Genomic DNA, 23,257 nt, shown 5'->3' on the forward strand with positions numbered 1-23,257 from the left:
ATATTGAAAAGCCGGTTTTGGGGAAGCCGGCTTTTTCTTTTTAAAATAGTTTTTCGAGTATCTCAAAACTAACGCTCTTGCGCTCGAAGGTTTGGCCCGTGGTATGAAAGCCTGCACGCAGGTAAAAGCTAATAGCTGTAGTGCGGGCGTTGCACCATAGCCGTTTGCCGCCCTGTTGTTGCACAAAGCCGGTAATATGCTGTAGCATTAAGCTGCCAATACCCTGTCCTTGTAACCCGGGAGCTACTGCAAATTTGCGGAACTGGAAATCCACTCCGTTCTGAAATAGGGAAATTACACCAACCAGTTTGTCATCAGTAAAAGCGCCAAAATGCAGGCCTTGCTTATCCTCTTCCATCTCCATGGCATGCATAGGTTCATTAGGGTATAACACCTCCCGCCTTAATCGCCAGGTAAGCTCCGGACGTATTTGCTCTATCAGTATTGTAGTCAAAATGTCAGTATTTTTATTTTATAAAAACAACAAGATAAACGAATTGTAATCTTGTGGCGTATGATAATAGTTATTAACAAAAATTGTTATTATTGCACATAAACCAATGAAACCGCAAGGCTACAAAATAGGGATCTGCATATTATTCTTAATTATCTTTTTTACAAAGATGGTTATATCGGTTGCGCCTGCCTTTATGAGTTTTGGTAAAGATAAACACAGCAACACTGTAAGGGCGGTTATTATGCAGCTTGAACAGGAAAATAAAAACGATAAGGATGATGTGGAGAAAGATGCTGTAAAAGATAAGAAGTTTTGCGACGAGAGCTTTTTGGATTTGCATCTTTTTGAACACATTGTAGAAATTATTGAAACTAAGCACCTGCACAACCAGGAGCATGCTTTGCCCTCGCAGGTTTATCACCCTAACGTACCTACGCCTCCTCCCAACTCACTGGCGTAATTAAGGCGGTGCTCAAGGCTCCGTCATCTTTCCTCTTTGTTCGTGATTTTGATATTCACGAGGTTCTATTTATCCATGTATTAGCTTTAACAATACAGCAAATGCTGCTGAATGTAACGTGCTGATTATATCACGAGCCAATGGATTTACCGGCTATTTAAGGCATTGTGTTTGATGTTCAGCAATAGCTTATAACAGCGAACCGGATAAGAAATCCGGCAAAATTTCTTCGTTAATTTAAACATTAAGGGTGTTTTTAAAACACCAGAATATAAAGTAACAAACAATTTTAAAAACTAATGCGCCCTGCCTTTTAAGGGTATTGATAGAAAAGATGTATGCTGAGACGATTTAAAGACGAACGGACGCTTAAAGAAAACCTGATGCTGGCTTCATCAACAGCCTTTGTATCGGGGGTAACCAACGTAGCCAGTGTGCTTGCCTTTTTGGTGTTTACCGCCAATATAACCGGGCACGTTGCCACGCTGGCCAAAAACATTGTTGAACAAGATTTTCATGAAATTGTAGTGTTTAGCATATGGTTATTCGCTTTCTTTTTCGGGGCCTTTCTGGCCAACTTTTTAGCCCGGTCTATTCGCGATACCAGCAGGTATAAGGCACATGCTACACCTATCATTATCGAAGTTATTGTCCTCTTTCTGGTAGCTGTTTATGGACATCACTTTTATGAGGAAACAGAAAGCGAACGTGTTATTGTAATAACTGCCCTGTTGTTTTCGATGGGATTGCAAAACGGTCTGGTGTCTAACATATCCGGCGGACTCATCAAAACCACCCACTTAACCGGCTTGTTTACCGATTTGGGCAGCGATATTGCCGAGTGGTTGCATGTTCGGAAAACCAATGAAGCTAAGCCTGTGCAAAACCGTATCTATGTAAGGCTTACCATCTTGTTGTTTTATATCATTGGCGGTTTGGCTGGTGGTTATTTCTTTAACAAGTATGATCTGGTTATCTTCTATTTCATACCACTTGTTTTACTTACCATTTTGTATTACGATCTTTCGCCTATTGCTTTGCATAAACTAACACAACTATTTGCAAGCAGCGAACGGAAGAAACAGATATCTAAAATTTAACTCACTTACAATAAATATATAAACTATGTGTGCTCATTTAACAAAACAGATTCACGATACAAGTCATATCACTTATGAAGGCTTGCTGGAAGGTAATAAAACATTTGTACAGGAAGCTTTAGCTGAAGATCCTGAATTTTTTACCAAGCTGGCCAATGGCCAAAAGCCACCGGTATTGTGGATTGGTTGCGCAGATAGCCGCGTACCTGCCAACCAGATTACCAATACCAACCCCGGCGAAATATTTGTACACCGCAATATTGCCAACGTTGTAGTACATACCGATATGAACATGCTGTCGGTACTGGATTATGCAGTAAATGTATTACAGGTTAAGCACGTAATTGTGGTTGGCCATTACGGTTGTGGTGGTGTACTTGCTGCCATGAGCAATAAGCAGGTAGGCTTAATTGACAACTGGCTGCGCCATATTAAAGATGTATACCGTTTCCACGCCAAAGAACTGGATGGTATTGAAGATGAAGCTAAGCGCGGCGATCGTTTAGTGGAGCTGAATGTGATAGATGGTGTTGAAAACCTGTGTAAAACGTCAATTGTGCAAAACGCATGGAAAAACGGCCAGGAACTAAGCATTCATGGCTGGGTGTATGCACTTAACAGTGGCGAAATTACCGATCTGCAAGTAAGCTGTAAAAGTAACGAACACTTAACCCAAGTGTTCCGCTTCGAATAACCACGTCCCTTCAATATCTATATAAGTTAGTGTTTAATTAGTGTTTAATCAAAAAAGCAGGCGCGAGGCCTGCTTTTTTATTGCAAATAATAATCAATATAAAAAGAGCCGCTATAATTAAATAGCGGCTCTTTATGTATAGCATGGTTATACTTCCTTGGTCAGGAACGGATAACGGTAATCTTTCGGTGGATCAAAGGTTTCTTTGATGGTGCGTGGCGATACCCAGCGCAGCAGGTTCAGTAAAGAACCGGCCTTGTCGTTCGTACCTGATCCGCGTGCACCGCCAAACGGCTGTTGGCCAACTACAGCACCTGTAGGTTTGTCGTTAATGTAGAAGTTACCTGCAGCATTGCGCAAACGCTGTGTAGCTAAAGCAACAGCATAACGATCTTGTGCAATGATAGAACCGGTAAGTGCGTAAGGCGAGGTTTTATCAATAATGCTCATGATCTCTTCAAACTGCTCATCTTCGTATACATAAACGGTTAATACCGGGCCAAATAGCTCCTCGCACATGGTCAAATAGTAAGGATCTTGCACCTGTATTACGGTTGGCTCAATAAAGTAACCTACCGATTTATCGTATTTGCCACCGGCTATAATTTCTACGCTTGCATCAGCGTGGGCATCATCAATATATTTAGCCAGCTTATCAAAAGAAGCTTCGGTAATTACGGCATTTACAAAGTTTTCAAAATCTTCAACCGGACCAACTTTGAATGATGCAATATCACGCTGCATTTTCTCTTTTACTGTAGGCCATAATGATTTTGGAACGTAAGCACGTGAAGCAGCCGAACATTTTTGACCCTGATACTCGAATGCGCCACGCACCAAAGCTGTGTTTACTACATCCGCATCGGCGCTGCTGTGTGCCAGTACAAAGTCTTTACCCCCAGTTTCGCCCACAATGCGCGGGTAGCTGCGGTACAAGTGAATGTTGTTGCCAATGATTTTCCACAGGTTTTGGAAAACATGTGTAGAACCGGTAAAATGTAAACCGGCAAAATCAGGATGACTGAATATTACGTCACCAGCCACCGGTCCGTCAACACTAATCAGGTTGATAACGCCCGGAGGAACGCCAGCTTCGTTAAATATCTGCATCAGCACATTAGCTGCATACATTTGAGTAGGGGCAGGTTTCCAAACCACCACGTTACCCATCAGGGCTGGTGCGGCACACAGGTTACCGGCAATAGCCGTAAAGTTGAATGGTGTAATGGCAAACACAAAGCCCTCAAGCGGGCGCTGCTCCAAACGGTTCCAAACACCCTTGCTCGATTGTGGCTGCTGCTGGTAAATCTCGGTCATGTACTGCCCGTTGAAGCGCAAAAAGTCGATTAACTCGCAAGCAGCATCAATTTCGGCCTGGTAGGCGTTTTTAGACTGGCCTAACATGGTAGCGGCATTGATTTTAGAGCGGTACGGACCGGCAACTAAATCAGCAGCTTTTAAAAATATAGCAGCACGCTGCTCCCAGGGCAGATTTTCCCAGGCTTCTTTAGCAGCAAGGGCAGCATCAATAGCTGCGGTTACATGGCTGGCATCACCCTCATGAAAAGTAGCCAGTAAGTGTTTATGATCATGTGGCGGGCGTACTTCAACCGTTTTGCCGGTACGTACTTCCTGGCCGCCAATGTACATTGGTATATCTATCACCTGGGCGCGGGCTTCGTCAAGCGCGGCTTTCAGGGCGGCACGCTCCACACTGCGCGGGCCGTAGTTCAGTACCGGCTCATTTACAGGCTCCGGCACATTGAAAAATCCTTTTAACATAGATACTAATTTTTTGCAAAGATAAGATTTTTGCCGGGGATGAATGTACTCCTGCTATGGTATGTGATTAGTATGATAATATTGATTACAAACGGCGTTCCGTTTCTTAAATTTGCAGGTCGTTAATGCTGGCAAATCTTCTTCGCATCAGGCCGTTTTCATCAAACTCCCAGTTTTCGTTTCCGTATGCCCTAAACCATTGGCCTTGCAGGTTCTGATACTCGTATTCAAACCGTACGGCAATGCGGTTGTCTATAAAAGCCCACAGCTCTTTCCTGAGTTTATAATGAAGTTCTTTTTCCCATTTTGCAGTTAAAAAAGCAACTACTGCTTCGCGTCCGTTAATAAACTGATCGCGGTTGCGCCACTCGGTATCCACCGTGTAAGCCAAGGCTACTTTAGCCGGGTCTTGCGTATTCCAGGCATCTTCGGCCATTTGCACTTTCTGCGTAGCCGTCTCCAAGTTAAACGGCGGCAATGGATGTCTCTTTTCCATACAATAGAATTTGCAGGTAAAGGTAGGTGCTGCTATGACGAATTGATGGTGCTTTTTAGTGGTTGTGTGGTAGTAATAATCGCGGTTAATTTTCTCGATCCAGCTCCTTAATCCCTGCAAATCTGCTATTTTTGTTCTATCTTACTGATACAAAAATAGCATGCAAAAAGCTTATCTTATACTTATCTGTACACTTTTAACCAGCCTGGCCTTTGCGCAAAAGAAAACCGCTGTACCGGCCACTGCCACTTTGGATGTTGACCGCCTGTATCAGAAGTACAAGAACCAAAACCACATAATAATCCAGGCCGGTAACCGCGATGTAAGGGCTAATGTAGTTATCCAGTACAATATTTATAAACAACTCAGCGCTATTATATTATACGGCGAAACCCCGGCCGATATCAGCGATGCCATGGACGATCTGAAAAGTGAACTGGAAAATGCCAAGCAAAAGGCCGGTTATAAACCAGTAAGTGGCCGAAACCTGATCGCCAATTTTGAACGGAACGATACTTACCAAAATAACATTCCGGTTAGTGTATGGCAAAAAGGTACCCAGTACGCCAAGTACGGTATCAAAAAGGCCGACGAAGGTCAGCCTGTTATAGATACCACTAATACGGAAGCTACCCCTGCGCCCCGGTACACCGCCAACTTTTTCTATTTCGAGGTAGGCGACTCGGCCCGTAAACAGGCTGCACGGCATGATAAGCTGGAGTTTTGATTTAAGCCGGTTACAATTACACGGTATCAAAATGCAGTCATAGCCTCACTGCCATTTCGTATCTTTACGCCCTGTATGAAATACCTGCGCTGGTTGCTTTTTCCGTTTTCGCTGGTTTATGGGTTGGTGGTTATCATCCGTAACTGGTGTTATCGTACAAGTATTTTTAAGAGCGAAGAATTTAACTTTCCAATCATATCAGTAGGCAACTTGAATGTTGGTGGTGCCGGCAAAAGCCCCATGACTGAATATTTAGTACGTTTGCTAAAGAACGAGTACAAACTGGCTACCCTGAGCCGGGGCTATGGCCGTACTACCAAAGGCTTTTTAATAGCCGATAATGCCAGTACGGCCGCAACCATAGGCGATGAGCCGGCACAATTCAAGCAAAAGTTTCCGGACATTACGGTGGCTGTTTGCGAAAAGCGCGCCGTTGGCATACAGGAGTTAATACCCAATCATGAGATTATAATTTTGGATGATGCCTACCAGCACCGTGCGGTAAAGCCGGGGCTGAGTATTCTATTGTTCGATTACACAACCATAAACGAGCCGCATTTAATGCTGCCGGCCGGCAACCTGCGCGAGCCTTTTAGCGGCAGGCAGCGGGCCCATGCACTGGTAGTAAGCAAATGCCCGCCTCAAATAACCATGCACCAGCAGGATGAAATTATAAAGCGCATCCGTCCTTATGCGCATCAGCAGGTGTTTTTTACAGCCATTAGTTATTTGCCCATGCGGGATATGGAGGGCATGGCCGTGAGTGGTGAAATAGATGCCGATACTACCGTGTTTTTACTAACTGGTATTGCCAATACACAGCCTCTGCTAAAGCACATCAGGCAGTTTACGCAAAATGTTATACACCATAAATATCCTGATCATCACCAATTCGGCCCGAAAAATATTACTAAACTTGCTGAGGCTTTCCACGTTTGTAATACGTCCAGCAAGATTATTATTACAACCGAAAAGGATGCACAGCGCCTGCGCGAACCCGCATTGCTGCCGTATACAGAAGCATTGCCAGTTTGGGTGTTGCCCATCGGGATACAATTTTTAAACAACGGCAAGCAGCCGTTTAATCAAATCATCAACCATTATGTTAGAGAACATACAACGCACCGCAGCATACATTAAAAACCGCATAGGTGATTTCGAGCCCGAAGTGGGCATTGTATTAGGTACCGGTCTGGGCGGACTGGTAAGCGAAATTGAGGTGGAAAAGCAATTGCTTTACGCCAATATTCCCGATTTTCCGGTAGCTACGCTGGAGTTCCATTCCGGCAAGCTGATATTTGGCCGCCTGGCTGGCAAAAAAGTTGTGGCCATGCAGGGCCGCTTGCACTACTACGAGGGTTATAGCATGCAGGAAATTACCTTTCCGGTTAGGGTAATGAAAATCCTGGGTATCAAAACATTGTTTGTATCCAACGCCAGCGGTGCGCTTAATCCGGCTTTTCAAAAAGGCGACCTGATGGTGATTGACGATCATATCAATCTGCAGCCTGATAATCCGCTGATTGGTGGAAACGATGACGACCTGGGTCCGCGCTTTCCGGACATGAGCGAGCCCTACCGGTTAGACCTGATACAAAATGCGCTGGATATTGCAGCAGCCAACAATATTACCTGCCATAGAGGAGTTTATGTAGCAGTAACCGGCCCTAACCTCGAAACCCGTGCCGAGTACCGCTACCTGCGTATTATTGGCGGCGATGCGGTAGGTATGAGTACCGTGCCCGAGGTAATAGTGGCCAACCACATGGGGCTGCCGGTTTGTGCTATTTCTGTGCTTACAGATGAGGGTTTCCCAGAAACGCTGAAAAAGGTATCCGTTGAGGAAATTATAGAAGTAGCGCAAAAAGCCGAGCCCAAATTAACGCTGATATTAAAAGAACTGATTGCACAATTACCCGCGTCTGCCCAAGCAGTAACCGAGGGAATTTAAACCTTAATGTTCAATACGCTGGAAAAGAGAATGGAAGCTCCGGAATGGAGCGTAAGCAGGCTGATGGTTAAAAGAACGGCATACCTGCTGGTATTGTTGCTGACCTTTGCCCTGCAGCCGGTTATGGCACAAATGCGACCGTATTCGCCTAACCCAGGGCAAACTACGCCCATTAATGATACTGCCAGAAGTGCGGGGCGTAAGCTGAGCGGCGATGAGCTGCTGGATACCCTGCGCAAACGTGAGGAAGATAAGCGTGATACCGTAATTTACACTTCCAAGTTTGTTAAGATAACGAATGAGTATTTGTTGAAAGACAGCACACAGGTTTTTCCGCTGGATACCGGCCTTAACGGGTTCGAGAATTACAGTCCCATCAACCAGCCGCGTAGTCCGCGCATACACCTGGGCAACTTAGGGTTGCCGCAACGCTCCTTATTGTTCGAACCTCAAAAAAGCATAGGGTTGGATGTGGGCATGCACTCGTTGGATGCCTATGTGCTAAACCCGCAGGATATAGACTATTACCGTACACGTGTAGCCTACACCCGGCTGTTTTATGTGGGCGGTGCGTTTACTAATCCAACGGCCGAACAGGTTTTCAGAGCCATACATACGCAAAACTTAAAGCCCAACTGGAATGTAGGAGCTATTTTCAATACTATTGGCTCACGCGGTTATCACCGCCGGCAAAACGTAGGGCACCTGAATGCCGGTGTTTTTAGCTGGTATGAATCGCGCAGCAAGCGGTACAATATGCTGGCTAATCTGTTGTTCAACAACTTAAAGGCACCCGAAAACGGATCCTATACCGATAATTTATTTGCAACCGGCGCACAAACAAGCTTTAACCGGTATTATGAGAATGTGCGGCTGGCCAGTTCCAATCTCAACCAACGTAATAATGGCTTGTACATGAAACAGTATTATTACTTAGGCCGTATTGATACGCTGCATGCCAATGATAAAGAAGGTATAAAGATTTTACCTACCCAGCGCTTATCGCACACATTTTATTATAATGTTCGTAAATACAGGTTTACCCAAAATGAGCAGGATACCTACCGCGTATTCCCGGACGCCTATTTCAGTAATAACTTATCCGGCGATTCAGTTTATTTCCGGAATATCCATAATGAGTTTTCTTACAGTTTTTATTTAAGGGGCAAGTCGGTAAGCTTTGTAAAAAATGAAGTAAAGCTGGATGTTGGGTTGACCGATGATTGGTATACGTTTAAACAATATGTGCTCGATTCTGCTGTTGTAAATTCCGCTTATGTGCTTCAAAAGCGTAATGTATCTAACGGAGCGCAAACCTATCATAACATTAAGCTGAATGCCAAATTCAGTTATCGTTTTAGCGATAGAGTAGGGCTGGACGGCGATTTTCAGCAGGTGGCACAGGGCTATAACTTTGGCGACTATTTGTACGATGCCCGCCTTACGTTATCGGGTGGTGAGCGTGCCGGCCGAATTATACTGGGGGCCTATGTACAAAACAACAAGGCACCGCTTATTTATACCAACTGGGTATCCAATCACTACATTTTCCGAAACACGGATATAGGAAAACAAAAAACCAACAGCCTGTCATTTAACTATATCAATGACAAGCTGCAGTTTGACGTAAAAGCCGAGTACTTTTTAATAAACGGCTATCAGTACTTTGCATCGGTAACGCCGGGCGGTATTGATGTTGTTCCGGCGCAGTTAGGCTCGGCTATCAACATGCTCAAAATAAGTGCAGGCAAAACCATCAACGTAGGGCACTGGCGTTTTGAAGATTATTTTGTTTATCAGAAATCAGATTACCAGTCAACCCTGCGCACGCCTGAGTTTTACAACTATGCCAGCATAGCCTATAATAAATTATTTTTCCGGGTGCTGAATACCACGTTAGGCGTTAACATCCGGTACAATACACCTTATGTAGCGCCATCCTACGCTATTGGCATCAGCCAGTTTTATAACGGGCCCGAGGTTACCTTTACATCGTATCCCATCATTACGCCTTATGTAAAAGCAACCTTGTACCGCACCAACCTGTTTTTACAATATGATTACGCCAACCAAGGGTTACAAAGTCAGGGCTATTACACGGTTAACCGTTACCCGATGCCCGACAAGCAGCTGAAATTTGGCGTATCATGGACGTTTTATAATTAAGGGAATTGCCACTTAGATATAACAACAAAGGCTCATCATTTTGATGAGCCTTTGTTGTTATAAATTATCAGCATTATAAGCCATTGATCCAGGACGATACCTTTTGCAAGGCAGCCGGATTTACGGTTTCTTCAATCTTGGCATATTCGCTTACATCGCCGGTTGTAGCCTTCTGAAAAAGGTGATTAAGGCCGGGCAGGGGCACTGTTTCAAACTTTTTGTTACCGGCTTTTTGCAGGCTGGTTTTGATACCCGGTAGGTTGGCCCCGGCATCAACCTGCAAATCGAGTGTGCCATTAAGAGCCAGTACAGGGCATTTAACTTGAGTAAGATACTGTGCCGGGTTAAAAGTGATAAAGTAACGGTACCACGGGGTAGCCAGTTCATCAGTATATTGTTTCCTGGCAACTTTATAAGCAATGCTATCACTTACCGGTTGCGGGTCAATTTTACGCAGATACGTAACTGTTATCGTATCCAGCTTGCCCTTAAAGGTTGCGGCAGGTAAGTTGTTGTATTGCTTTACCGCTTTATAAATAGTTTGCTTTACGCCTTTATCCAGGTTAATGATACTATCTTTCACGCCTCTGGCATGCAGCAGGTCGGCGCTCTGCTTAATCAATAACTGATCAATAGGCACTCCTGGTGCGGCAAGCAGTACGAGAAAGTTTACCTGCTTATTGCGGCTGGCCACCATAGGCGCTACCATACCGCCCTCACTATGGCCTATTAAGCCAACTTGTAATGCTTTTAAATCTTCTCTTGACTTAATGAAGTTAACGGCCGCTTCAGCATCATCTGCAAAATCAGCAGTAGTGGCCGTCTGGAAGTTACCGGTTGATTGATTAACGCCCCGGTCATCATACCGCAATACGGCAATGCCCTGGCGGGTAAGCCAGTCGCTCCATACTAAAAACGGGCGGTGGTTCATCAGCTCCTCGTTGCGATTCTGCGCACCCGAACCGGATATCAGCACTACAATTTTAGAGGCTTTGCCGTTGGCTGGTAACGTAAGTGTACCAGCCAGTTTATTGCCGCCTTTGGGATTGATAAAGGTAACCTCCTCCTGTTTGTACGGAAAGCTGCTTGGATCCTGCGGGCGGCGGTCTGACTTTTGGGCGGCAGCTTCCTGCTTGTTAGGCGTAAGTACCAGGGGCATACTTAGCCCACCCTGGCTAAAAGTGCCGTTTATCTTATTGCTATCTGGCAAAAAGTTGCCCGTATATACAATACCGTACTGCGAAGCATCTATTTGTATTATATTGTTTTTAAGCGTAGTGGCTTTGGTATCCAGGTTATTGGCACCCTGGCTGGGGCTGTCCCATTTAGTGGTGTAAGTGTTGCCGGTTTGCGTAATGTGAAATACAATAGGCAGGGCCTGCCCCTGTACTTTTAGGTTGCCATACCAGTTGCCGGCAATACTTTGGGCCATTAGCGTATGTACCGATGCAATCAATAATAAGGTTATCAGGTGTTTTTTCATGATATAAAATTAATCTTCAGCAATTTAAGTGATTGTGGTAACGAAAAAAGAGCTGTACATAATTGTACAGCTCTTAAATGTGGTTATCATGTCTTTTGTTTCTTCTTTTTAGCAGCGGGGAACAGCACATTGTTCAGGATAAGCCGGTAACCAGGCGAGTTGGGGTGCAATTTAAGGTCGGTAGGCGGGTCGCCAACAGCATGCTGGTAGTCTTCGGGGTCGTGGCCGCCGTAAAACGTCCACTGGCCTTTACCATATTCGCCATGAATGTACCGGGCCTCGTTCTGGCTCTTCATTTCGCCCATAATGGTTACACTGGGTTTTAACAGCTTTTTGTTGTAAGCGGTGGTTAAGCCCATAAAACCCTTAATCACTTTGTCATGATTCTGGGTAAGCATACTCGGCACTACATCCGACTTGGCCGAAAAATCGAACAGGGTAAAAAAGTCGCGCGTACGCTCTACCTGGCGACTTAGCGTTACGTCAATATCGCTAAACTGGTGCGACATCGGGTTCATATCCAACGCAAAGTTCTGAAAAGCGAAGGTCTGACTGAAATCCAGTTTAGATTGTGCCTGCGGGTCGGCCGCATCACCGTCAAACATGCTTTCGCAAATGTCGGTTTTAGCAGCGGCCAGCGCTATGTCAAAAGTATCGGTACCCGAACACATGGCAAACAAAAAGCCGCCGTTTTGGCAAAAATCATGAATATGCTGCGCTACTGCCAGCTTCATTTGCGATACTTTTTTAAAGCCCAGCTTGCGGGCGGTAGCCTCCTGCAATTTTACATCTTCCACATACCAGGGCATCATCCTGAAGGCACCGTAAAACTTGCTGTATTGCCCGGTAAAATCTTCATGATGCAGGTGCAGCCAGTCGTACTTAGCCAGGTCGCCGTGTGCCACCTCTTCATCATACACTACATCGTAAGGGATTTCGGCATATTTTAAAACCATGGTAACGGCATCATCCCAGGGCATTTTGCTTTTAGGTGAGTACACTGCCATTTTAGGTGCTTTTTCGAGCTTTACCATGTCCATGTTAACAGATGGATCGGTCACCTCGGTAAGGATGGCGCTGGCTTTGGCATCCGCAATCACCTCGTAGCTTACCCCGCGTATTTTGCATTCGTCTTCGGTGGCTTTGGCATACTTGGTTAAAAAGCTGCCACCCCGGTAATTAAGCAACCAATCTACCTCTTCGCTATGGCTTAGTACCCAGTAGGCCATTCCGTACGATTTCAGGTGGTCTTTCTGCACCTCATCCATGGGTATTAATATCGACGAAGCCTTGAGCAGGCAGGGTATAAAGCAAAAGATTAGAGCTAAAAGGTGTTTGAATTTCATTACGAGTATTAGGTAGCCGGCACGGGTTGTACAAGAAAATGCCGTATTACGTTATTCTCAAATATAACGATTAATGGCATAAGCTATTATAAGTTTACGGTAATGCCGGAAATGATTAACTTTGTGGTTCCGTTTAACTAAGAATATTATGAGCAAAGCAATAATGAGAACCGAAAAAGGTGACATGACTATCGAATTTTACGATAAAGATGCGCCTAATACCGTGGCTAACTTTTTAGGTTTAGCTAAATCGGGCTTTTATAATGGTGTTACTTTTCACCGTGTAATTCCAAACTTCGTTGTTCAGGGTGGCGACCCAACCGGTACCGGTGCGGGCGGCTCAGGCACACGTATTGATTGTGAACTTGACGGCGATAACCAATACCACGACCGTGGCGTATTATCAATGGCACACGCTGGCCGCAACACCGGCAGCTCTCAATTCTTTATTTGCCACAGCCGTGCCAACACTGCGCACCTGGATCGCAACCACACTTGCTTTGGTAAAGTGATCGAGAACGTAGAAGTAGTTGACGCCATTCGCCAGGGCGATAAAATTTTGAGCGTAGACGTAATCGAAGAATAATTAATGTTGTGAGTTGTCGGTTGTGAGTTATCAGTTATCTGGGAAATACACTCACAACTGACAACTGATAACTGACAACTAAAAAGATATGAATTTACAAGGAATAGTATCGGTAGCCGGCAAGCCGGGACTGTGGAGAGCGCTGGCCCAAAACAAAACCGGGTTTGTGCTGGAAAGTCTGGACAAGAAAAAGAACAAGCTGGTGGTAAACCTGTCAACCGCTAAATTAGCAGCGCTTGATGAGATCACCATTTTTGGTAACGATGATGATATTAAATTAACTGACGTTTTTGAACGTACCAAAGCTGCATCATCAGTGCCTGATACCAAAGCTGACGGTAAAGCACTTCGCGATTTTTTCAGAGAAGTAGCACCCGATCATGATGAAGAGAAAGTATATTCATCTGATATCAAAAAGGTAATTGCCTGGTACCAGATATTAAAAGATATGCCAATATTCAACGAAGCCACTCAGGCAGCCGAGCCGGTTGCAGAAGCAGCAGGTGAACAAGAAACAGAAAAAGCTGAATAATATTCAGCTTTTTTATGCTTAATTGTCAGCAATCAGGCAATCCTGTTGCGCGCACTGCTCGCTTACCAGCTCGGGTTCAAAGGTACAGTGGCTGATATTTAAATGTTCCAGCCGATGACGCAGATCGGCTTTAAGCCGGTCAAATGCTGTGAGCGTATCCTGGTTAATTACAATATGCGCGGTCAGCGCATTGTCGGTAGTACTCAGAGCCCACACATGCAGGTGATGGATATCATTTACGCCTGGCGCTTTCAGTAATTCCTGCTTTATCTTTTCCACATCCATTTCTTTAGGTACACCATCCATCTCCAGTCGCAGGCTATCCATCAGCAGGCTCCAGGTACCGGTAATGATCACCAGTACAATAATTAAACTCACAACACTATCCAGCCAATACCAGTGCGTAAAGTTGATAACCAGGCCCGATATTACCACGCCTAATGATACCAGCGCATCTACGGCCATATGCAGGTAAGCGCCTTTCACATTCAGATCTTTTTCCTTATCCTTCACAAACAGCCAGGCAGTAAAACCGTTGATGGCTATGCCCACCAGTGCCACCCAGGCAATGGTAGTACCCTGTAACGGATGTGGATCGCGGAAGCGAACAACAGCCTCATAAGCAATAACACCAATAGCGGCCAGTAGTATGGCAGCGTTTACCAGTGATACCAATATCGTTGAGCGCCGGTATCCATAAGTGTACTGCCGGTTGGCTTTTACTTTAGTTAATTTAAATGCCAATAGGGCAAGCGCTAAGCTGGCTACATCGCTCAGGTTGTGGCCGGCATCGGTAAGTAGCGAAAGCGAGCCCTGTGCAAAGCCCACCACAGCTTCAATAATTACAAAAGCCAGGTTAAGGGTAATGCCAATAATAAAGGCACTGTTCAGATGATCCAGCTTCGGAGCATGGTCATGATGATGATGGTGGTGATGCGAATGATCGTGGCCCATATCACAAAGATACGAAAGGCCCACGGTCGCTTAAAGTAGAGATTGATTAATATAGAATAATGAGTTTAAGGTGATAATTAAAATATATCCAGCTTGTGCGTAGTTACAAGTTGTTCTTAAAAGGTATTTAGGAGACTGTATGATTATTGGTGATGATAAGGCTCGCCTTTAATGATGGTAAAGGCACGATACAACTGCTCGGTAAAAAACAGGCGCACCATTTGGTGTGAAAACGTCATGCGAGATAGGGCCAGCTTGTCATTAGCACGCTGATATACGGACGCATCAAAGCCATAGGGGCCACCAATCACGAAAACTAAATTTTGTACCGAGCTGATTCCCTTTTTATCAATATAATCGGCAAACTGTACTGAGTTGAATTCCAGACCTTTCTCATCCAGCAACACTACATGGTCGGTATTGGTTACTTTTTTAAGGATCATTTCGGCCTCTTTGCTTTTTTGCTGGTCTTGGGTAAGGGCTTTGGTGTTTTTAAGTTCGGGCAGGTCAATGATGTCCAGCTTGATATAATGCTTTAACCGTTTCACAAACTTATCTATCCCTTCGCGTATGTAGGCGTCTTCGGTTTTGCCTACGGTCAGCAGCGTAATTTTCATGCTGCAAAGAAAAGCGAAAATCGGCCCGATACAGATAAATTGATTTAATTTGTTAAAATTAACTATGGATTCAACCCTTATTACCGATTACCAGCAGCGCGTGGCCTTTGCTCAAAAAAAGGCCACTGAAATGGATAAGCAGATCAATACCTACTCCCTGTACCGTTTAATTGTATTCGGTGCTTTTTTGGTGGGCATTTATATATCGGTTGATATTGGCAGTGTTGCTTTGTTTTTAATTATCACCGCTGTGCTTGCCGTTTTCTTTAACTGGCTGGTGCGCCGCCAGGATGTGTTTGAGCATGATAAGGCATATTACCAAAGTTATGAGGCCGTAAACAAGAATGAACTGGACAATGCCGAAAACCGCTCAAACATCTACCCCGATGGGACTGAATTTGCCGATGATAAGCACTACTATACCGCCGATCTGGATATTTTTGGTAGAGGCTCCCTGTTTCAGTTGGCCAACCGGGCAGCTACACCGGCAGGGCGGCATGTGCTGGCAGCATGGTTTAATGCACCTGCCCCAAAGGCCACTATATTAAGCAGACAGGCGGCTTTGAAAGAGCTGACCGGAAAAAATGATTGGAAACTGGATTTGCAAGCCCGCCTGTTGTTTGCCCTTAAAGAAGATACCCAGCAGTTACAGCGCTTGCTTACCTACCTGCAAATGCCGGTTGAACTGGAGAGCGTAAAGTGGCTAAAGCTTTATAGCAAGATTGTTCCCTGGTTAAGTTTACTGGGCATTGTGCTATCGTTTTACTTTGCAGAGGCCCGGTATGCTACGGCGTTATTCATGGCATTCAACAACCGCTTAACTTCATCCCGGTCAAAAGAGGTAAACAAGGCCGATTTGATTGCCGGTAAAATAGGTGATGGCTTAAAAAGCTATGCTGATGCATTTCAGGAAATTGAGCAGCAGGAATGGTATTCGGAATTAGCCATAGCTTTAGCTCAGAAGATTAAACAGGCGCAAGGCAAACCTATCTCTGCCCGTATAAGACAGCTGGCCGGGTTAATTAATAACCTTAATCAGCGCCTCAATATGGTTCTTGGTTTTTTACTTAATGTATTTCTATTATGGAATATCAGGCAGGTAATTGCCATAGAGGAATGGAAACGCGATAATCATCAAAATTTAGAAGCTGCCTTTGCCAGCGTTGCAGAATTTGAAGCACTGATTAGCTTAGCCGGCTTGCAGATTAATAATACGGATTGGACCATGCCTGAGATTGTAGAAGGTGAGTCTTATACCTTAACGGCGAAGGTTATTGCCCATCCGCTTATCAAAAGTAGTGCACGTGTAGCTAATAATTATGAGTTAGCTGATACTTTTAAAATAGACCTCATTACCGGCTCCAATATGGCCGGCAAAAGTACCTTTTTGCGAACGTTGGGCATCAACACGGTGCTGGCGCTGGCCGGTGCACCGGTATGTGCGTCGGCTATGCAGGTATCGGTTGTGCAGCTGTTCAGTTATATGCGCATCAAAGATTCCTTGAACGAAAGTACCTCTACCTTTAAAGCCGAGCTGGATCGTTTGCAGATGCTACTGGCAGCTGTTAATCAAAACAACAAGATTTTCTTTTTGATAGATGAAATGCTGCGTGGCACCAACTCGGTAGATAAATACCTCGGCTCAAAAGCGGTAATAGAACAGCTGATTGCCCGGCATGGGGTAGGGCTGGTGGCTACGCATGATCTGCAGCTGGCCGAACTGGAAAAACAATATCCTGATTATGTACGCAACTTTTATTTCGATATACAAGTATTGAATGGCGAAATGCTGTTCGATTATAAGCTAAAGCCCGGCGAGTGTAAAACCTTTAATGCATCGCTGTTATTAGAGCAGATAGGTATCCCACTTAGTGACTGAATTAGCCGTTGAGTATAAACAGAAAGGCCGGGCATGTATATGCCCGGCCTTTCTGTTTATATAGTTAAGGTTTCTCAAACCTAACTTTTCGAGTGAAGCTTATCTGCCACCAGCGCCTGGGCCACCACCCATACCGCCTTGGTCGCCGCCTTGCATTAAGTCGTCGTTTTTAACGCCTTTCTTTTTGCCTTGCTGGTTAAAGTTCATTTTACCAAAGTTGTAAGTAAATGAAATACCGAAGGAGCGTAATGGGTAAGATACTTTTTGGCTCTGCGTAAATGAATTACCGGTAATATTGGTGTTTAAGCGCAGATATTTCTGAAACGGAGATAATGCGTTTAATCCTAAAGTGAATTTTTTCTCGATGATCTCTTTTTTCAAACCAAAGCCAAACAGGTTGAATGCAGGGTTCTCACCTTGAATGGTACGACGTGAAGAGTTAAATACTCCAAAGAACTCACCTGTCCAGCCACCTTTAATAACAGCCGATGCACTCATAAAGGCGTTATACTGGAAGTAGGTACCAGTACTGCTTTGCTGGCTGCGCTGAGCACCCGATGCATTTGGGTTATAAGTGTACCCATTAAGGCTTCCGCGAATGGTAAGCGGCTTCCATGGGTTGATAGAGCCAAAGAAGCTGGCACCTACCGAATTGTTTGTACCAATGTTTTGGTAAGTAGTACGAATGCGTCTGACCGCGTTTGGATCTGACGGATCATCGCCCAACTCCGGATCTACGATGCTTTGTGCAATACCTTCAATTAAATCGCTGGTATGCTTATAGTAGACAGAAAAGTTAATTACAGATGATTTGATAAACGTGTTATAACCTAACTCCACTGTTTGGGTAATCTCAGGAGAGAGTTCAGGTGTGCCTTGTGTTTGAACGTTAGGATTTGCTCTGTTAATAAACGGATTCAAATACTGTAAGCTTGGACGTTGTATACGCTTATTGTAAGTCAGCTTATAGGTTTGTGTGTTTTTTACCGTTTTTGATAGTATAAAGCTTGGGATAAAGTTGTTATAAGTTTGAGAGAATGGTGTTAAGCTTGCCTGAGTTGCGTTACTTGGATCACCATTAATGTGCGTACTCTCTAAACGGCCGCCTATCTGTAATGCATAGTTTTTAGGCAGCGTAAAGCTTAATACAGAGTAACCCGCATATACATCCTGGCTGTAATCATACTTGTTTGATGCTACAGGATTCAATGTATAGTTCCCCTCGTTATCTACAATACCCTGTTCATTATATTGCTGGTAAATATTGTAATCACTGTTTATTCTACGGAAAATAGATTTTGCACCAGCCTCCAGCTTTACTTTAGCGCTTATAGGTAATACATAATCGGCCTGTGCTGTGTATTCATCATTTTTACCGTCGTTATCGCCTTTTTGGTTAGGAAACCTTACAAAGTATTCGTTGGCCAGGCCACTAAAGTTTGTGTTGTAGTCATTTGCAATTTTGCTATGGCTCCACTGTCCGGCAATAGTCAGCTCTTCTCCCTGTTTTTTGAACTTGCGAGTATAATCTGCGTTCCAGTCAAATCCGCTGAATGAAATCTGGTTGTTATTATTACTGAAATAGTTCGGACTGTTTGGTAATTCAGTATTAAAGTTTTGTGTTTCGCCATTGGTTTTAAAACCGCCACCGTTAACACGAATATTGGTAGTGATACTGTTAAAGTCATTGAAATCATAACCAACGTTGGCAGAACCAATGGTGCCATAGCGCTTAGTTTCAGCAGATGATGTTTGTCTTAATGTAGCGGCCGGTGCTGTGGAAACCTGATTAAGTTCAACCAATGAAGTTTGCGGCCATGCAAAGTTGCTTCCCAGGTTAGCGCCAATGCTTAAGCGATTTTGTTTGTAATTGATATTGGCATTACCATTGTTTTGACGTGTGCCAATACCGCCACTGATAGAGCCGCTTAGACCCGATACATTTTTATTTTTAGTGATAATGTTAATAATACCACCTGAGCCTTCGGCATCATACTTGGCAGATGGTGAGGTGATAACCTCAATGTTTTTGATCTGATCAGCAGGAATGGTGCGTAACACATCCGCCAAGTTGCTTGATAAAGCACCCGATGGCTTACCATTGATTAATACACGTACGTTACGGTCGCCGCGTAATGAAACGTTGCCTTCAAGGTCAACCGATACTAACGGAACTTTACGTAAAATGTCAGTAGCGTTGCCACCGGCAGATGTTACGTCTTTTTCGGCATTGTATACAATTTTATCAATGCGGTTTTCAACTACCGGTGCCTGGCCTGCTACCACTACTTCTTTAAGCGCGCGGCTGCTTGGTGATATAACGATAGTGCCCATATTGTTATCGGGCTTGCCCGGCGTGGTTTCAACCGGATCGATGGTTTTGGTTGGGTAACCGATAAAGGATACGGCAATTTTATATTTGCCGGGTGCAATATTGTTCAGGCTGAACTTTCCTTTTTCGTCGGTTAGTACGCCGTTCAGCGGTGCTTTGCCGCCGCTTCTGAAAACGCTGATCGTGGCGTAATCCAACGGCTTTTTTGTAACCGAATCAATTACGGTACCTGATATTTTGCCGGTAATGCTTGAACCGCCGCCTGGTATTTGCGCCTTAGCGGCTACAATAGAGCAAAGCAGAGCAAGAAATGTAAAAATATGTTTCATTAATAAGGATTTTGGAAATAAGATGTAAATATGGTTTAGTTGTTACAGATGCGATTGTAATTTTTTAGTGTGAAATGCTTTTACTGCTGTGTGTATCAGTATTGTTGCAAATTGGCGGCCCTGTGTTCATAATGATGTAAAGGTGCAGCGTGTGTAGTTGCTATCCAAGTACATTTCGGTGAACGGCAGTTTTTGCAGGGTGAGTGGTACTTAGAATAGTTATTCATAACAAACCGGCCCGGTTAAATGCTATGTTACAGGGAGCAGTTAACCGAGCCGGTTCAGCTTTTAGTTAGTGATGTCTTAAATCACAATATTTACAATACGACCTTTTACTACAATTACTTTTTTAGGTGTTTTGCCATCCAGATATTTCTGCACATCGGCGTTAGCCAATACAAAAGCTTCCACATCTTTAGGCTCCAGCGTAAGTGCAATGCTCAGGTTCATTTTAGTTTTGCCGTTGATGGATACAGGGTAGGCAAATTCATCTTCCACCAAATAATCCGGGTTAAATTTTGGATATGCGGCGTAGGATAGCGTACCTGCCTCATTGCCCAGCAATGCCCAAAGTTCTTCACAAATATGCGGCGCGTAGGATGACAGGATCACGACCATGTCCTGCAAAATAGCGCGCTTGTTGCATTTCAGGTCGGTAAGTTCGTTCACCGCAATCATGAAGCTGGAAACAGACGTGTTGAACGAGAAACGCTCGATATCCTCTTCCACCTTGCGGATGATTTTGTGCAATGATTTCAGCTCGGCCTTGGTTGGTGCCTCGTTCGATACGGTAAATTCCCACTGATCATTGTGGAACAGGCGCCAGAATTTGCGCAGGAATTTGAACACGCCCTCAATACCATTGGTATTCCATGGCTTGCTTTGCTCCAGCGGCCCCAAGAACATCTCATACATGCGCAAGGTATCGGCACCATAGCGCTCAATGATGTTATCCGGGTTTACTACATTGAACTTGGATTTCGACATTTTTTCGACTTCCGAATCGCAAATGTATTTGCTTTCCTGCTCAGTACTGTCGTTCGGATAAACTACGGTGCCATCTTCCAAAATAATGATCGCATTTTTGTTTTCTGATCTCCACTGGCGGAATGCAGCCAGATCCAGTACATCGTTGTTTACAATGTTTACATCAACATGCAATTTGCTGAACTCCATTTCGCCCAGCTCGGCACCTTCAGGCAGCAGGTCTTTGTAAAAGAGGGCTATTTGCTCGATGGTGTCAAAATCGCCTTCTTTGTACAACTCATATACGCCTTTAGATACATAAACCTCCGGCTTGGCATAGTTCTCATCCACATTTAAAATAAGCGGCGCCAGGCGGTAGGTAAAGTTAGACCGGCCCTGGATCATGCCCTGATTAATGAGCTTTTTAAACGGCTCCTCTTCAAACACAACACCCAAGTCTTTCAAAAACTTGTTCCAGAAGCGGCTGTATAGCAAGTGGCCGGTCGCATGCTCTGAACCGCCGATATACAAGTCGACATCTTTCCAATACTCAACTGCTTCTTTCGATGCAAACTCCTGGCCGTTGTGCGCATCCATGTAGCGGTACCAGTACCAGCTGCTGCCCGCCCAACCAGGCATAGTGCTCAATTCGTATTCATGCTCATTTTGATATTTCCAGCCTTCGGCGCGGCCCAGTGGCGGCTCGCCGGTTTCGGTTGGCAGGTATTTATCAATTTCTGGCAACAGTAAAGGCAGTTCGCTTTCGCTGATGAGGTATGGCAAGCCGTTTTTAAAATAAACCGGAACCGGCTCACCCCAGTAGCGCTGACGGCCAAAAATGGCATCGCGCATACGAAAGTTTATTTTAGCCTTGCCTGCGCCAATGCTTTCCAACTTGGCTACAACGGCTGCTACTGCTTCCTTATAAGTTAAACCATTGATGAAATCAGAATTAATGTATTTACCTTCCTTGGTAGGGTCGGCTTCTGTTTCGATGTTCTGTGTATCAATGATGGGAACAATTGGCAAGTTGAAGTGCTTGGCAAACAGGTAGTCGCGCTGATCACCTGACGGCACAGCCATTACTGCACCAGTTCCGTAGCCGGCCAGTACGTAATCGGCAATCCAAAGCTGGATGCGCTCGCCGTTGAGCGGGTTTAACACATAGCTGCCGGTAAAGGCGCCGGATACCGTTTTGGTATCGGCCATACGGTCCAGCTCTGATTTCTTTTTGGTTTGTGCGATATAAGCTTCCACTTCAGCCTTTTGCTCTGGCGTGGTTAATGAAGTTACCAACTCATGCTCGGGTGCCAACACCACGAAGGTTACGCCAAAGATTGTATCTACACGGGTAGTGAAAACCTCAATGGCACTCTCGTGGCTCTCAATCGGGAATTTAACACTTGCACCTACGCTCTTGCCAATCCAGTTGCGCTGCATCTCTTTCAACGGCTCGGGCCAGTCAATGGTATCCAAACCTTGCAACAGGCGTTCGGCATAAGCGGTAATGCGCATGCTCCATTGCATCATTTTTTTCTGCACCACAGGATAGCCGCCACGTTCCGAAAAGCCGTCCTTAACCTCATCGTTAGCTAAAACGGTACCCAAAGCCGGGCACCAGTTCACGGTGCTTTCGCGCAGATAGGTAAGGCGGTACTTTAACAGTTCAGTTTGCTGGGCTTCCTGGCTCATGGCATTCCACTCCTCGGCCGTGAAGGTTAAAGTGTCTTCGTCGCAAACGGCAGTAATGCCATTTGAGCCGTTAGCTGCAAAATGAGTGATCAGTTTTTCTATAGATTCAGCTTTCTCATCAGCTTTGTTGTACCATGAGTTGAACAACTGCATGAAAATCCATTGTGTCCATTTATAATAATCGGGCGAACTGGTGCGCACCTCGCGGCTCCAATCGAACGAGAAGCCCAGCTGATCCAGCTGGCGGCGGTAAGTATTTACATTCTCTTCGGTGGTAATAGCCGGGTGCTGACCTGTTTGTATGGCATACTGCTCGGCCGGTAAGCCAAACGAATCGTAACCCATCGGGTGCAATACGTTAAAACCTTTCAGGCGTTTATACCGCGAAAAAATATCAGAAGCGATATAGCCCAGCGGGTGCCCCACATGCAATCCAGCTCCCGAAGGGTAAGGGAACATGTCCAGCACGTAATACTTAGGCTTGGCCGATTGATTGTCGGCCTTATAGGTTTGATGGTCAGCCCAAAACTGCTGCCATTTGTTCTCGATGTCTTTAAACTGATAATCCATTGCGCAGGTGCTCAAAAATAGGTTGCTAAACTACAAAAAATGATTAAAAAGGCGCTATCTTTTAAGGGAATGCGTTATGCGCCTGTGTAGTTAGCCGGTAAAATATAATTAACAGCAACATTCTCTAATAAAGAGGCA

At 44.8% G+C, this 23,257-nt stretch carries 19 protein-coding genes; 10 read left to right on the top strand and 9 right to left on the bottom strand.

The annotated features are described in order from the left end of the window. Positions 1–40 precede the first annotated feature (40 nt). The gene (locus tag KHS38_RS18260) at positions 41–454 is read right to left on the bottom strand and encodes a GNAT family N-acetyltransferase (RefSeq protein WP_249665470.1); all 414 of its coding nucleotides are present in this window, start codon (positions 452–454) and stop codon (positions 41–43) included. A gap of 169 nt (positions 455–623) precedes the next feature. Between KHS38_RS18260 and KHS38_RS18265 the strand changes: the two genes are divergently transcribed. The 3 genes from KHS38_RS18265 to can all read left to right on the top strand — a co-directional run bounded on the left by KHS38_RS18265 (position 624) and on the right by can (position 2,711). Continuing rightward, a complete protein-coding gene (locus tag KHS38_RS18265) occupies positions 624–917 on the top strand; it encodes a hypothetical protein (protein ID WP_213489998.1) in 294 nt (97 codons plus the stop codon). A gap of 338 nt (positions 918–1,255) precedes the next feature. After that, positions 1,256–2,017 (top strand): YoaK family protein, encoded by a 762-nt coding sequence (locus KHS38_RS18270; RefSeq protein WP_213489999.1) that lies wholly within the window; start codon positions 1,256–1,258, stop codon positions 2,015–2,017. Positions 2,018–2,042: 25 nt separating this feature from the next. Further along, complete coding sequence (gene can / locus KHS38_RS18275; RefSeq protein WP_213490000.1) at positions 2,043–2,711, top strand: carbonate dehydratase; 669 nt, start codon at positions 2,043–2,045, stop codon at positions 2,709–2,711. A gap of 147 nt (positions 2,712–2,858) precedes the next feature. On the opposite strand, the gene pruA is transcribed toward can, so the two are convergent. Together pruA and KHS38_RS18285 are read right to left on the bottom strand one after the other, a co-directional pair. Further along, positions 2,859–4,493 (bottom strand): L-glutamate gamma-semialdehyde dehydrogenase, encoded by a 1,635-nt coding sequence (gene pruA / locus KHS38_RS18280; RefSeq protein ID WP_213490001.1) that lies wholly within the window; start codon positions 4,491–4,493, stop codon positions 2,859–2,861. A 106-nt stretch (positions 4,494–4,599) separates the two neighbouring features. Continuing rightward, positions 4,600–4,989 (bottom strand): nuclear transport factor 2 family protein, encoded by a 390-nt coding sequence (locus tag KHS38_RS18285; RefSeq protein ID WP_213490002.1) that lies wholly within the window; start codon positions 4,987–4,989, stop codon positions 4,600–4,602. A gap of 160 nt (positions 4,990–5,149) precedes the next feature. Between KHS38_RS18285 and KHS38_RS18290 the strand changes: the two genes are divergently transcribed. From KHS38_RS18290 to KHS38_RS18305, 4 genes are all read left to right on the top strand, one after another. Beyond that, entirely contained in the window at positions 5,150–5,716 is a 567-nt protein-coding gene (locus KHS38_RS18290; protein WP_213490003.1) for a hypothetical protein, read from the top strand. A 75-nt stretch (positions 5,717–5,791) separates the two neighbouring features. Then, positions 5,792–6,856: a tetraacyldisaccharide 4'-kinase gene (gene lpxK / locus KHS38_RS18295; protein WP_213490004.1), complete on the top strand. Its 1,065-nt coding sequence runs from the start codon at positions 5,792–5,794 to the stop codon at positions 6,854–6,856. Next, entirely contained in the window at positions 6,819–7,667 is an 849-nt protein-coding gene (locus tag KHS38_RS18300; RefSeq protein ID WP_213490005.1) for a purine-nucleoside phosphorylase, read from the top strand. The genes lpxK and KHS38_RS18300 overlap by 38 nt, the downstream gene beginning before the upstream one ends. 6 nt (positions 7,668–7,673) lie before the next feature. Beyond that, positions 7,674–9,833, top strand: a complete 2,160-nt coding sequence (locus KHS38_RS18305; RefSeq protein ID WP_249665471.1) for a putative porin — start codon at positions 7,674–7,676, stop codon at positions 9,831–9,833. Positions 9,834–9,906: 73 nt separating this feature from the next. Here KHS38_RS18305 and KHS38_RS18310 read toward each other — a convergent pair whose 3' ends face one another. After that, complete coding sequence (locus tag KHS38_RS18310; protein WP_213490006.1) at positions 9,907–11,316, bottom strand: alpha/beta hydrolase family protein; 1,410 nt, start codon at positions 11,314–11,316, stop codon at positions 9,907–9,909. An 86-nt stretch (positions 11,317–11,402) separates the two neighbouring features. Further along, entirely contained in the window at positions 11,403–12,662 is a 1,260-nt protein-coding gene (locus KHS38_RS18315) for an asparagine synthetase B (protein ID WP_249665472.1), read from the bottom strand. A gap of 148 nt (positions 12,663–12,810) precedes the next feature. Between KHS38_RS18315 and KHS38_RS18320 the strand changes: the two genes are divergently transcribed. Together KHS38_RS18320 and KHS38_RS18325 are read left to right on the top strand one after the other, a co-directional pair. After that, a complete protein-coding gene (locus tag KHS38_RS18320) occupies positions 12,811–13,248 on the top strand; it encodes a peptidylprolyl isomerase (RefSeq protein ID WP_213490007.1) in 438 nt (145 codons plus the stop codon). Between the two features lie 88 nt (positions 13,249–13,336). Further along, entirely contained in the window at positions 13,337–13,780 is a 444-nt protein-coding gene (locus KHS38_RS18325; protein ID WP_213490008.1) for a DUF5606 family protein, read from the top strand. Between the two features lie 18 nt (positions 13,781–13,798). Here the strand turns inward: KHS38_RS18325 and KHS38_RS18330 are convergent, their stop codons facing one another. Together KHS38_RS18330 and rlmH are read right to left on the bottom strand one after the other, a co-directional pair. Then, positions 13,799–14,734 carry a cation diffusion facilitator family transporter gene (locus tag KHS38_RS18330; RefSeq protein WP_213490009.1) on the bottom strand — a complete coding sequence of 312 codons (936 nt, stop codon included), beginning with the start codon at positions 14,732–14,734 and terminating at the stop codon, positions 13,799–13,801. 143 nt (positions 14,735–14,877) lie between these two features. Beyond that, complete coding sequence (gene rlmH / locus KHS38_RS18335; RefSeq protein WP_213490010.1) at positions 14,878–15,351, bottom strand: 23S rRNA (pseudouridine(1915)-N(3))-methyltransferase RlmH; 474 nt, start codon at positions 15,349–15,351, stop codon at positions 14,878–14,880. 64 nt (positions 15,352–15,415) lie between these two features. Between rlmH and KHS38_RS18340 the strand changes: the two genes are divergently transcribed. Then, positions 15,416–17,230: a MutS-related protein gene (locus KHS38_RS18340; RefSeq protein ID WP_213490011.1), complete on the top strand. Its 1,815-nt coding sequence runs from the start codon at positions 15,416–15,418 to the stop codon at positions 17,228–17,230. 99 nt (positions 17,231–17,329) lie between these two features. Here the strand turns inward: KHS38_RS18340 and KHS38_RS18345 are convergent, their stop codons facing one another. Together KHS38_RS18345 and KHS38_RS18350 are read right to left on the bottom strand one after the other, a co-directional pair. Next, the gene (locus KHS38_RS18345; RefSeq protein WP_213490012.1) at positions 17,330–19,891 is read right to left on the bottom strand and encodes a TonB-dependent receptor; all 2,562 of its coding nucleotides are present in this window, start codon (positions 19,889–19,891) and stop codon (positions 17,330–17,332) included. 303 nt (positions 19,892–20,194) lie between these two features. Then, positions 20,195–23,119 (bottom strand): leucine--tRNA ligase, encoded by a 2,925-nt coding sequence (locus KHS38_RS18350; protein ID WP_213490013.1) that lies wholly within the window; start codon positions 23,117–23,119, stop codon positions 20,195–20,197. Between the last annotated feature and the right edge of the window lie 138 nt (positions 23,120–23,257).

This window comes from Mucilaginibacter sp. Bleaf8 (assembly GCF_018390515.1).
In the GTDB taxonomy this organism is placed as follows: domain Bacteria; phylum Bacteroidota; class Bacteroidia; order Sphingobacteriales; family Sphingobacteriaceae; genus Mucilaginibacter.

Bases quoted from the DNA above. Each gene is read 5' to 3' on its own strand.
- KHS38_RS18285 (WP_213490002.1), bottom strand. From the start codon at position 4,989: ATGGAAAAGAGACATCCATTGCCGCCGTTTAACTTGGAGACGGCTACG.
- KHS38_RS18325 (WP_213490008.1), top strand. From the start codon at position 13,337: ATGAATTTACAAGGAATAGTATCGGTAGCCGGCAAGCCGGGACTGTGG.
- KHS38_RS18290 (WP_213490003.1), top strand. From the start codon at position 5,150: ATGCAAAAAGCTTATCTTATACTTATCTGTACACTTTTAACCAGCCTG.
- KHS38_RS18270 (WP_213489999.1), top strand. From the start codon at position 1,256: ATGCTGAGACGATTTAAAGACGAACGGACGCTTAAAGAAAACCTGATG.
- KHS38_RS18345 (WP_213490012.1), bottom strand. From the start codon at position 19,891: ATGAAACATATTTTTACATTTCTTGCTCTGCTTTGCTCTATTGTAGCC.
- rlmH (WP_213490010.1), bottom strand. From the start codon at position 15,351: ATGAAAATTACGCTGCTGACCGTAGGCAAAACCGAAGACGCCTACATA.
- KHS38_RS18340 (WP_213490011.1), top strand. From the start codon at position 15,416: ATGGATTCAACCCTTATTACCGATTACCAGCAGCGCGTGGCCTTTGCT.
- KHS38_RS18330 (WP_213490009.1), bottom strand. From the start codon at position 14,734: ATGGGCCACGATCATTCGCATCACCACCATCATCATCATGACCATGCT.
- KHS38_RS18310 (WP_213490006.1), bottom strand. From the start codon at position 11,316: ATGAAAAAACACCTGATAACCTTATTATTGATTGCATCGGTACATACG.
- KHS38_RS18315 (WP_249665472.1), bottom strand. From the start codon at position 12,662: ATGAAATTCAAACACCTTTTAGCTCTAATCTTTTGCTTTATACCCTGC.
- KHS38_RS18320 (WP_213490007.1), top strand. From the start codon at position 12,811: ATGAGCAAAGCAATAATGAGAACCGAAAAAGGTGACATGACTATCGAA.
- lpxK (WP_213490004.1), top strand. From the start codon at position 5,792: ATGAAATACCTGCGCTGGTTGCTTTTTCCGTTTTCGCTGGTTTATGGG.
- KHS38_RS18265 (WP_213489998.1), top strand. From the start codon at position 624: ATGGTTATATCGGTTGCGCCTGCCTTTATGAGTTTTGGTAAAGATAAA.
- KHS38_RS18300 (WP_213490005.1), top strand. From the start codon at position 6,819: ATGTTAGAGAACATACAACGCACCGCAGCATACATTAAAAACCGCATA.
- KHS38_RS18350 (WP_213490013.1), bottom strand. From the start codon at position 23,119: ATGGATTATCAGTTTAAAGACATCGAGAACAAATGGCAGCAGTTTTGG.
- can (WP_213490000.1), top strand. From the start codon at position 2,043: ATGTGTGCTCATTTAACAAAACAGATTCACGATACAAGTCATATCACT.
- KHS38_RS18305 (WP_249665471.1), top strand. From the start codon at position 7,674: ATGTTCAATACGCTGGAAAAGAGAATGGAAGCTCCGGAATGGAGCGTA.
- pruA (WP_213490001.1), bottom strand. From the start codon at position 4,493: ATGTTAAAAGGATTTTTCAATGTGCCGGAGCCTGTAAATGAGCCGGTA.